Here is an 11,502-nt window from a genome sequence, read left to right as displayed (position 1 = left end):
CATGATTTTAAGGCCTTTTTGGTTATTTAAGCGGAAAACCTACGCCTATTTCTCTGTCTAATCGCTATTTTTTAAAAATAAGCGGAATTCTCCGATTAAGTGAGTACCCTGCTAAAAATCAACAATGAACCATAACAGAGCCTTTGTGTTAAAAAGCTCGCAGAGTCGAAAATGGGGGATACTTGGTGTATTTCTTATTTTTTTTATAATGTCACAGTCGAATTAAGTCAAATTTTGAAATAATTCTGTAATAATATTAAAAAATAACTGTAAATAAACTCTAGCAAATTTTATGAGATACTAGGATTAACAAATTAGGAGAGAAAAAGAACTAGGGAGGGAAATATGAAGAGGTTTTTTGTAAGCGGTGTTTTAATAGGTTCTTTACTCTTTAGCGGAATGTTTGGCATACATAAGACAGAAGCGGCAACCTTTGGTGAAACGGTAGCAAATATTGCACTACAATACATAGGTGTTCCATATGTTTGGGGAGGAACGACACCAAACGGATTTGATTGCTCGGGGTTTTCGCGATATGTCTATAAACAAGCAGGAGTTAATTTGCCGAGGACAGCTTCTGAACAATATGCCGAGGGTCAGGCAGTTGCCAAGAGCAATTTGCAGCGGGGCGACTTAGTCTTCTTTAGTACATACAAAGCTGGGGCATCACATGTTGGAATTTACCTGGGGGATAATAAATTCGTTCATGCTTCATCAAGCCATGGCGTAACGGTTAGCTCTCTATCGACCTCATATTATAGAGATACGTATATCGGCTCTAAACGGATTGGTAATACGACTAATGGCTGGGTTCTATCGAACGGAATTTGGAATTACTACAAAAATGGGGCCAAACAAACAGGATGGCTAAATGATGGCGGTACATGGTATTACCTGGACTCAGCCGGTAAAATGCGGACCGGCTGGTTATTATGGAATAACAAATGGTACTATTTAGACTGCAGTGGTGCCATGCAAACCGGCTGGATTCGTTCCGGCGGTAAATGGTATTTCTTATACAGTGACGGTTCCATGGCGAAAAACACAACCATTAACGGCTATAGAGTTGATAGCAGCGGTGCCTGGATTCAATAATTTCAATGAATGATTTGCAAGCGAAACCAATCAAATGGTTTCGTTTTTTCTTTGGCTGATAGGAAAGTATAACTTTCTTATCAGGCTCTCCAGTCTGCGAGTTTTCTAATTAAAAATAAGGGAATTTCAGGAATGTATTTTACAGTTACGTGAAATTCTTATCAAATTAAGCAAAGTTCGACATCATCTGCGGGTATGAGTTTTCTTTCGCGAATTTTTTTGTTACAATAAGTTGTAAAAATTTTATCCTCGTCCTAACAAACTTAAAACTGCCGTTTTCGGTAATAGATAAGTTTATTGACATTAGAAAGGAAGTCCCTTTATGAATAAAATTTGTGTCATTGGTCTAGGTTATATCGGTTTGCCAACATCTGTTATGTTTGCTAATAGCGGATTGCATGTTCATGGTGTTGACATAAATGCAGAAGCAGTCAAAAAAATTCAGAATAAACAACTTCATATTGAAGAAAACGGGTTGCAAGAGAGGCTCAATGCTGCGATTGACAGCGGAAATTTAACAGTTTCCACTAAACCGGAACAAGCAGATGTCTTTATTATTGCAGTTCCATCACCTATTAATCCTGATAAAACAGCGGACATGAAATATGTAGAATCGGCAACTGAGTCGATTGTTCCTTATCTTGAAAAAGGAAATCTTGTCATCTTAGAATCAACAGTACCACCTAGGACTGTTGAGGATATTATGTTGCCCATTTTAAGAAAAAGCGGGCTTGAAATCGGAACGGAATTGTTTGTCTCCCATTCCCCGGAAAGGGTTATTCCCGGCCGCGTATTTGAAGAGCTAGTTCATAACAGCCGTATTGTTGGCGGTATTAACGAAGAATCTGCAGAAAAAACACGTGATTTATACCGTGCATTTGTTAAAGGGGAAATCTTCTTAACCGATGCAACAACAGCAGAAATGGTAAAGGTGATTGAAAATACCTTCCGGGATATCAATATTGCGTTTGCGAATGAACTGGCTAAAATCAGTGAAAATATTGGGGTTAATGTTTGGGAAGCCATCAAACTAGCCAATCATCATCCAAGAGTGAATATTCACCTGCCAGGCCCGGGCGTAGGAGGGCATTGTATTGCCGTTGATCCATGGTTCCTTGTGGAATTGCAGCCCGAGATTGCTAAAATGATTCACCTGGCACGAAATATAAATGACTCAATGCCGCAATATGTGGCGGATAAACTGAAAGCTATTTGCGAAAAGCATCAAATTAAACATCCAAAAATCGCTGTACTTGGCTTGGCATTTAAAGCTAATATTGACGACATGCGGGAAAGTCCTTCTGTTGAGGTAATCAAGCACTTAAAAGAGCTAAACCTTGAACTGACCGCTTTCGACCCGCATATTAAAGAACAGAAATTCGCACAGCAGTCATTGCAGTTGGAAGAAACCTTGAAAAATGCCGATCTTGTCCTCGTGTTGACAGAGCATGATGAATTCAAGATCCTCGATCCAAAGCAGACAGCCGATCTTGTCCGTTCGAAGATAGTTCTTGACACGAAAAACTGTCTGCCACGCGATGCATGGACAAAAGCTGGTTTTGAAGTAAACGTATTAGGAGATGGGAAATAACGCTTGCGTTTAAGCGAACATCCCAATGAATGGCTGTGGTCCATTGCGGACCACAGTTTCTAAATGTTTGAGCGCACTTTTAGGCTGCTCTACATGTTTCATCCAAAATCACAATAGGTGGTCGGATATGAAAGAGAATTTTCTTGGAATAGATGTATGTGACTATGATTATGATCAGCTCGCCTCGTTACTAATGCAGGATATTGAACAACGGAAAAAGTCATTTATTGTGGCGATTAATCCGGAGAAAATCATGAAGGCGCAAAAAGATGAAGAACTAAAGAAACTTCTTAATCGTGCCGATTATCAAATTCCGGATGGCATTGGCGTGATTATCGCCTCCAAGCTTAAAGGGGGCCGGGTAAGAAACAGGGTAACCGGGATTGATATGATGCTGAAGCTTTGCCAAACTGCGGCTGAGAAAGGGAAACGGATTTTCCTGTACGGAGGAAAGCCAGGTGTGGCAGATGCCGCTAAATGCGAACTTGAAAAACAATTTCCAGGAATCCAAATTGTTGGCACTTTACATGGCTATGAAAAAGATGAACAAGTGGTCATCGAGACGATCAATAAGCATCAGCCGGAAATTATCTTTGTTGCGTTGGGAAGTCCTGCCCAGGAATATTGGATTGTCCATCATATGAACCAGGTGACGCCATATGTGTTTCAAGGGGTAGGCGGGTCCTATGATGTGATTTCGGGCAATCTCAAAAGAGCGCCAAAGGCATTTCAATCCCTTGGGCTTGAATGGCTTTACCGCTTGATGAAAGAGCCATGGCGCTGGAGACGGCAGATGATTTTGCCGCTGTTTTTACTGAAAGCATTGAGAAAATAACTTTAAAGAGGGTTTTCTCATCACATGAAAGGGCGATCAAAATGGCTTCAATTGTTGATAGTCTTGTAAAGCAAATACGGGCAAGCAAATTCTATGGTTTTGCCAAGAATAACCCCGTTTTAATCAAAATAAAGCGTAAATATGACAAAGCTCAATATCAAAAGCAGCAGGCAAGTGTTCATATGTACGGGATGCAAATGCTTCAATATATGAAAGAGGCTTTTGCGGAAATTGGCGAAGAGTTCTGGCTGGATTATGGTACCCTTCTTGGGGCGATCCGTGAAAAAGACTTTATCGGACATGATAAGGACCTTGATATCGGCTGCTTTGATTTCGACGATGAAAAGAAGAACCACCTTGTTCAAATATTGGAGAAAAAAGGCGTTAAGTTGCATAAGCAATTTGAAATGGATGGACGGATCTATGAACAGGCGTTTCATTTACACAATCTGCATATAGATATTTTTTATTACTGGAAGGCGTCTGAAAATAAAATCTGGTGTTATTTTAGTGAAATCGGCACAAACATGGAGTTTGAAAATCATCCCTCCTATCAAATTGCCAAAGGGTATCGCACCAGTAAGGTAACATCAAGCTTTACCGGATTAATGGACTACGAGTTTAAAGGGGTAAACTTTAAGATTCCTGCCAATTACCATGAGTATTTAATTGATAATTACGGGACAACGTACATGATCAAGGATGAAAACTGGATTACAGGAGAATCACCGGACAATATTGAACGAGTGGATAAGGCTGTCATTGTGAAGGAATATATCTAGGTCTGTCTAAAAGGGCAGACCCTTTTTCAGAGGACTATTTTATGCAAAAAAAATCGATTATCAAAAATGCCATTTATAAAATCTTATTAAACTTTTTTAATTTGATTGTTCCCGTTTTGATCGGGGCTTATGTTTACCGGACATTGGGCTCGGATGCCATTGGAAGAGTAAAGGGTGCGGAAACGATTTTTAACTACTTCTTTATTTTTGCCGGTTTTGGTATCTATCAATATGGTATGCGCGAAGTCAGCCGGATCAAAAATGACAAACAAAATGTTAACCAGCTGTTTACGAGCCTTTTTACCTTTAGTTTACTGACAAACTTGCTAACCTTGCTCGTTTACGTAATTGTTTCCTATCTTGGTTATAGTGGAAAAGCTGCGTTTCCGATCCTAATGGTGTACGGGATCAACTTCTTTCTTAACATTTTTTATGTAGAATGGGTAAATGAAGCTTACGAAGATTATGGGTTTATCACTTTGAAAACGATGATCGTCAAAATCATTTATGTGATTTTGCTGCTCACATTTGTCAAAACTTCGGAAAACTATTTAATTTTTGTTGCTTTGTTAGCTACATCAACGGGATTAAATAATATTTTTAGCTTTTTTTATGTGAAGCGAAGAGTCAAATTTGACTTCAAAGATGTTCGGTTTAAACCACATTTGAAGCCATTATTTCTTGTGGTCATTTTCTCGAACGGAAATATTTTATATACCCAGCTTGACCGGTTCATGCTCTACCAGTTTGTGAATGAGAAATCCGTTTCCTATTACACAATGGCTCAGCAAATTGCGACGATGATTAATGGGTTGATGATTAGTCTTATTCAAGTAACGATCCCAAGGCTGTCGTTTTTATTAGGCAGTGAAAATGACGAGCAGTATCTTACCTTGTTGAAGAAAATTTCCAAAGTGTATTCCGCCCTGTTATTTCCTGCGGCGATCGGGCTTTATGTGGTGGCCAATGCGGCTGTTGTTCTTTATGGCAAGCAGCAATTCGCTCCGGCCGGCCCGGTACTGGCGATCTATGCTCTTTATATGATTACGATTGGCTTTGAGTCGATTCAATCTAATCAGGTGATTTATATTAAAAAGAAAGAGCATATTCTTGTCTGGATGATTTTTATTTGCGGAATTGCCAATCTAATCCTTAAAGCCGTATGGCTCTATTTCGGAGCGTTGACTGCCAGCTCTGCCATTCTTACGACGCTTTTTGCCAACCTTCTATTGATTGCCTTTGAGTATTTCTATATACGAAAGTATCTTAAGATTCCATTCCAGTTACTATCGTGGGCGAATTTACGATATCTTGTTTATTCGTTGACCTTTATTCCGATTGCAATAGGGATGCGCCACATAATTCACGGCATGCTCGTTCAAACGGTTTCCATTATGATCATTTGTGGGATCGTTTATTTGCTGTTGCTGTTTGTGACAAAGGACGAGATTGTTACCTTGTTTTCAGCGAAATTAAAAGCACGGTTTTTGAAAAGATCAAACATGTAAGAGCCTTTTTAGGAAGGGCTCTTTTTTTGTGAAGAATTTCTACTTTACGGGACATCAGAAAATAGTTATGATTAACATGTTCAAAAAATTGAATATATTTTTTTAAGTAAGTCTTAAGAAAATTATTATAATGTGTTAATAAAAACAAAAGACGAGGTTTCTGCATGTCTACTTTACAAAAGAATTTCCTTTATGTCCTGATTCAGCAATTTATTCTCCTTGGCCTCCCGTTTTTAACAATTCCCTATATCTCAAGGGTATTAGGCCCTCAAGGGGTCGGGCATTATAGTTACAGTTATTCCTATATAACGCTATTTATTAATATTTTCCTGCTTGGCTCCAATCTATATGCTGTCAGGGAAATAGCCAGTGTGAAAGCGGAGCCTAAAGAATTAAATAAAGCCTTTAGTGAGATTTTCCTTATTCGGGCGGTACTGTTACTTTGCGCCAACATCATTTATTTTGCTTGTGTAGCATTTATTTGGAAAGGTGATACGGTTTTTTATTGGCAATCGTTAAACTTGATTGCAGCATTTTTTGATATTACTTGGTTGTTTCAAGGCCTTGAAGAATTCAAAAAAGTGGTAACAAGAAATCTAACCCTGAAACTATTGGGGTTTGCGTGTGTCTTTTTGTTTGTGAAAAAGCAGGAAGATCTAGTGCTATATACGGTGATTATGGGCGCATCTGTGTTAATCGGAAATGTGGCATTGTTCTACCGGCTGAATCAATATGTTCGCTTTACCTTTAAGAACTTCAAGTATAAAAGACACCTTATTCAAATGATGGTACTCTTTATTCCAAGTTTTTCGGCCTTGATTTATTCAGCATTGGATAAAACTATGCTTGGGGCCATGTCTACTGCCACACAGGTCGGCTATTATGATCAATCCTATAAAATTGTTTATACGATTTCATCCTTGATTAATATATCAGGGACAGTCATGCTGCCGCGAACTTCTTCCCTTATTGCTGAAAAGCGGTTTGATAAGCTGTTGCAAGTGCTTCGAAATGGTGTCACCTTAACTATTTTTCTCGTATTACCGATTACCTTTGGATTTTTCATCATATCCAAGGAGTTTGTCTTGTGGTTTTTAGGAGCGAAATTCAAGCCCAGCCAAACGATCGCCATGATGATGGCGCCAATAATTATATTTAAATCACTAGGAGTTATTTTTGGGTCTTGGTATCTTGTCCCAATGAAGAAGAATAAAGAGTATACATTGCCAATTGTAATTGGAGCAGGGTTGAACTTTGTTCTGAACTTGGTGCTTATCCCAAGGTTTGCTGCGGCAGGTGCGGCTTTTGCGACAACGGTAACAGAAGGGGTTATTTTGGGCATTCAACTGTGGTTTTTAAAAGACGTTCTAAAGTTACCTCTTAGTGCTAAACGTAAGATTGCCCTATATGTAATGGCATCAGCGGCCATGGCAGTGATTACCTATAAAGTGGTTGAATTATTTCAATTATCCTTGATTTTGTCGATTATCCTAAAGGTACTGGCAGGTGTAATTGTTTATTTAGGCATATTAATATTGCTACGGGAAAGTATTACCTATGAATTGATGAAAAGGATCTTTTTCTTTAAACGCAAATCGGTTTAAAATAATTGCACGATTATTTAAAAAAGATTACGATGGATTTTGAACTTCTAAAGAAGACTCATCTTTCATTATGCCTAAAAGGTGCAGCAAACGGCATACTAAAGGAAAAAAGAGTAAGACAAAAGCAGGTGTAAAGATGATTCGGAAAAAAGTCGATGGGTATATTATTTTATTAGCGGCTATTCATGCAGTAATGGGCTTTCTCATTTTTTATCGAATGGTGCTTAGTCATCGTTTTTATATTGCGATGGGCGGGGATTTGTTTCAACAATATATTCATTTTTTTAACATGTTTCATGATCTTGTCCGAAGCGGGCATTTCCCATTTTGGTCCTGGACATATGGGCTAGGCGGGAGTTTTTGGAATGACTTTGGTTATTACATGCTTGGGGACATTTTTATTTGGCCGCTTCTCCTCCTTCCTAAGCAATGGTTTCCTTATTCGTTCATACCGGTTAGTTTTTTGAAAATCTTTTTCATTAGTTTAGGCATGTACCTATTATTGAAAAAGCTTGGGGTGAAAAAAGGGATTGCCTTAATGGCAGGGATTGCAAATAGTTATGCCCTGTTTAATTTTGAACATTTCTATACACATTACTTTTTTCTTAATGCCACTGTATATTTTCCCTTCATTCTTCTTGGGTATGAAAAATTCCTAACAGAGAAGAAAGGTGTTTTCCTATTTTTCTCTTTGTTTTTAGCTAGTATCAGCAATTTTTATTTTTTATTTATGATTACAGTCGGATTATTTTTGTATAGTCTTTTCCGCTATTTTGCCTATGAAGGATCAGAGAAAAAGTTTAAGCCGTTTCTCTTCTTTCATTTCAAGTTATCAGGTGTTTATTTGTTGGCACTTGGAACGGCAATGGTGGTGTTTCTACCATCCGTGTTCAGCTTTCTGCAATCGAGTGTTTCACATCGCCATGGACAACCGATCCTCCAAAAAGTACTCAGCTTTGATGATGCCGTAAGGAAAATCATATGGAAAGGTGGCATGAATTTTCTGCCTCTCGTTACCATTCCGTTATTATGGATCAACGGATTAAAACGGTCCTTGATTTACGGTGTCATGGGGATCGTTCTTTTTCTCGTTCTGGTGTTTCAAAATATTTATTCGGTGGTGGCGGGCTTTAGCTCACCTGATGAATTCAGGGCTTTATTTCTGTTTAACGCCTTGTTTATCCTTTTGTCGGCTATGGCCTTACATGAGCTTGACTATAAAAAAAGAAGGAATATTGCGGGCTTTTTCCTTCTTTCCGGGCTAATGTTTTATTGGTTGGATCGGAATCCGTTTACACGCTTTGGTGCTGAGTTAAAATGGTTTCCGGTGGTTTTTGCCATATTTTTCATTGCAACACAAATTGTTAAAAAAAATTGGCTAAAGAAAGCTCTGTTTTCCATAGGAGCCATAGCTGTCATGGGCTACAGTTTCATGCTCCCTTATAGCTTTGTGTCAGATTTGTTGATTAAGTCAAGCGGCGGTAATCCAGGTTCGTATCATAAAGGGATTTGGGGAATCTTCCCGCTCATGACGAAAGAAGATTATGTTCAATTTTTTGCGAATCCGGCAATAACCAGCAGTCTGGATGACCTTAAGAAGGATAAAAGTTTTTATCGGGTTACCATGAATGCACCGGGTTTGGTGTTTTATAATTCTTCGATGAGTTATGGCTACAGATCCTATTCTGCCTATCAATCATTATTGAAATGGAAGCTGCAATATTTTGGCATGGATTATTTGGGGCAGTCAGGAAAGAGAAACCTAAGCTATATAGAAGGGTATCCAAATGATACGTATGTTTCTGCGATTCTGGGGAATAAGTACAATATTTCCATTAATGCGCCGTCTGACAATCATCTGTACGGCTATAAGACCATTGTTCGAAATGGCCAAACCATCATCCAGCAAAATCAGTATGCATTGCCGATTGGTTTTATTTATCATTCTGCTATTGCTTCGTCGGCATTTGACAAAGCGGACTATCCGGCGAGAGATGAATTGCTGCTGCGAAATGCCGTGGTTGCTAAGAAGGATTTGATGGAGGCCGGCTTACCAGAAAATAGAGATGTGTCGATTCAAACGATTGCGACTTTGTCCCAGGCAGCTTTTGATAGGAACGCTACTGTCAGAAAGCAAAAGAATGGGATGTTGGTTGAATCGAAAAAGCCTATCGAGATCACGCTCCCAGTTAAACCCCATCCACTCTCGGAACTGACGGTATATGCGGATATCCAGCCATATACTCCATATGGAGGGATGACCATCAACGCAAGCAGCAATACAGGAGACACCTATACGTTTGTGAAAAATATGACAAATAATCAGTATCAAATCAGCCAATACAATTATATAAACTCGACAAACAAAGTCTTATTCCGCTTTGGAAAAGATGATCAAACAGAACGGATCAAGTTAACCATCCAGCCGGGGAAATTCCTTGTGAAAGATGTCCGGGTATCGATCAGCAGCTACAGGACCTATAAGGATTTAATAACCGCTTATCAGAAAGACAGCTTAACCGATATTCAATATGGAAATAATTTCGTAAGCGGGAAGTATTCTAGCAGCAAAAAAGGCATCCTGTTTCTATCCATACCGTATTCATCGGGCTGGAAAGCAAGTATTGATGGCAAGAAGGTGAAGACATTCCCGGCTGATTATACCTTTACAGGAATTCAGGCACCAGCTGGTACACATCATGTGAAGCTGGAGTTTATTCCGGAAGGATTGATCCCGGGGTTCGTGATTTCACTAATCAGCCTCGGTCTGGCTATATTTGTTTTTATAAAAAGCTTGTCAAAGAAGGGGCTGACCAAAAAGTCAGGTAACTGGCCTTTGGTAGCCCCTTTCTCCAATGGAAATCGATCCAAGGTGACAACGACAGATCGTTCAGGGACCAAAAGCGTTAACTATACGTATGATGCGTTGAATCAACTGTTATCGGAAACCGATCCCACAACGGGCAACACGGTCTCGAATACGTACGACCCGCTTGGGAATCGAAGTACCAAGGTGGTAAAGGATTCAGCTGGAAATGTGCTTTCAATCACGAAATATGAATACAATGCAGCGAATGAGTTAACGAGTGTGGATAAAAATCCGTATGTCTATGATCAAAATGGAAATGTAGTAGACGACGGAACTAAATTATACACTTGGGATACGGGCGGACGTTTAACATAAGTAAAGGATAAAGCAACTGGAAATGTCATAGCGGATTACTCCTATGATGAGCAAGGAAGACGGGTCAGCAAAACAGTAACAAAATAATGATTTTATAAAAATTTTATGTTTTTAGCTTTACTTAAAATTTGTTTAGTTTGTTAGTTTCTTTTTGAGTGCTACTCCAAAAAATAGGAGAGAGTTAAAAAATGATTAAGGAATTTGAAGAAAAAATTATTAAATCATTCTTTAATAAAAGAGTACAACAAAGAATATTATATGAGTTATTTTCACCCCAAAAAAGAGGGGATGCATTGTGGAAATTAAATCATAGTTATTCAGGGACTCTTCGTAAGGAATTTATGATTCAAATACCAAAGTCACAATTAGATCGCCAGGAAATTGAAAGATTATTAATTAAACAAGGTGCTGGTGATACATGTTATGTAATGTCATTAAATGATGCCATTGATGGTAAAGAGATGGATTTAAAGACAGCTATAGATCGGGTATTCGGCTATGGTTTATCTTCAATAATTTCCTGTGTACATGGACATTTAGCATATTTTCAAGCAGAGCAGGAATTAGGTGCTCCACCGAGATTTATATTAAAAAGATAAGAGGTCTCTCTAAAAACTGCTGGATACAAGGGATTTACCTCATAGCTTAGGTTGTCTTTTTTATTTTGTAATGAAGTGGTTATTTTGAAAAGGAATAGTTATTTTTTAAAATTAGAAGTATAAAAGCTTGTTTAATAGGAGAGCAATATGAACATCTACGTATTTCAATTAGAAGCTATCCCCCATATAGATAATCCTGAAAGAGAAGAATGTTTAGGTGCAATAGTACTTTGTTTAGTTAAATCATTAAATTTAAAGTTAGCTTTGAATAAAGCGAAAAAGTATATCAACATATAATGGACCC

The 11,502-nt window shown here is 38.5% G+C and carries 8 protein-coding genes; all 8 read left to right on the top strand.

Annotation, left to right across the window (positions count from 1 at the left end; translation table 11 throughout):
• The first annotated feature begins 345 nt into the window (after positions 1-345).
• Positions 346-1,095: a C40 family peptidase gene (locus BFU02S_RS16425; RefSeq protein WP_084361092.1), complete on the top strand. Its 750-nt coding sequence runs from the start codon at positions 346-348 to the stop codon at positions 1,093-1,095.
• Positions 1,096-1,417: 322 nt separating this feature from the next.
• Positions 1,418-2,686 (top strand): nucleotide sugar dehydrogenase, encoded by a 1,269-nt coding sequence (locus tag BFU02S_RS11695; protein WP_066370736.1) that lies wholly within the window; start codon positions 1,418-1,420, stop codon positions 2,684-2,686.
• Positions 2,687-2,813: 127 nt separating this feature from the next.
• Positions 2,814-3,521, top strand: a complete 708-nt coding sequence (locus tag BFU02S_RS11690) for a WecB/TagA/CpsF family glycosyltransferase (RefSeq protein WP_066370735.1) — start codon at positions 2,814-2,816, stop codon at positions 3,519-3,521.
• A gap of 41 nt (positions 3,522-3,562) precedes the next feature.
• A complete protein-coding gene (locus tag BFU02S_RS11685; RefSeq protein ID WP_066370733.1) occupies positions 3,563-4,303 on the top strand; it encodes a LicD family protein in 741 nt (246 codons plus the stop codon).
• 41 nt (positions 4,304-4,344) lie between these two features.
• Positions 4,345-5,811 carry an oligosaccharide flippase family protein gene (locus BFU02S_RS11680; RefSeq protein ID WP_066370732.1) on the top strand — a complete coding sequence of 489 codons (1,467 nt, stop codon included), beginning with the start codon at positions 4,345-4,347 and terminating at the stop codon, positions 5,809-5,811.
• Between the two features lie 164 nt (positions 5,812-5,975).
• On the top strand, positions 5,976-7,415 hold the full coding sequence (locus BFU02S_RS11675) for a flippase (RefSeq protein ID WP_066370730.1): 1,440 nt from the start codon (positions 5,976-5,978) through the stop codon (positions 7,413-7,415).
• A 136-nt stretch (positions 7,416-7,551) separates the two neighbouring features.
• On the top strand, positions 7,552-10,599 hold the full coding sequence (locus BFU02S_RS11670; protein WP_066370726.1) for a YfhO family protein: 3,048 nt from the start codon (positions 7,552-7,554) through the stop codon (positions 10,597-10,599).
• Between the two features lie 188 nt (positions 10,600-10,787).
• Positions 10,788-11,198, top strand: a complete 411-nt coding sequence (locus BFU02S_RS11665; protein ID WP_066370725.1) for a hypothetical protein — start codon at positions 10,788-10,790, stop codon at positions 11,196-11,198.
• Positions 11,199-11,502: the final 304 nt, after the last annotated feature.

It is taken from the genome of Neobacillus fumarioli NBRC 102428 (assembly GCF_001591485.1).
GTDB lineage: Bacteria > Bacillota > Bacilli > Bacillales > Cytobacillaceae > Neobacillus > Neobacillus fumarioli.
Note: the sequence above shows the minus strand (reverse complement) of the source record. Positions and strands in the feature narration are given on the sequence as shown.